General features: G+C 41.5%; 1 rRNA gene. It reads right to left on the reverse strand.

Annotation, left to right across the window (positions count from 1 at the left end):
- Position 1: 1 nt before the first annotated feature.
- Positions 2-116, reverse strand: a 5S ribosomal RNA gene (rrf, locus tag H5089_RS20130).
- Between the last annotated feature and the right edge of the window lie 137 nt (positions 117-253).

Here is a 253-nt window from a genome sequence, read left to right on the forward strand (position 1 = left end):
AGCCTGGTAATGTCCTACTTTCACATAGCAAATGCTACACTATCATCGGCGCTGTTTCGTTTCACTACTGAGTTCGGCATGGAGTCAGGTGGGTCCAAAACGCTATTGTCACCAAGCAAATTAGGTGCAAAGAATCAATGACAAGCACGTAGTGCTACCATTTTCTTTGCGCAAGGTGCCTCAATGTTAACGCTACGCGCTAAGAGTCACCTCTAAAATTTGGAAAATATCTGATAATATTTTTTAAGTCTTT

Origin of the sequence: Pseudoalteromonas sp. SR45-1 (genome assembly GCF_014163655.1) — a bacterium.
Classification (GTDB): Bacteria; Pseudomonadota; Gammaproteobacteria; order Enterobacterales; family Alteromonadaceae; genus Pseudoalteromonas; species Pseudoalteromonas distincta.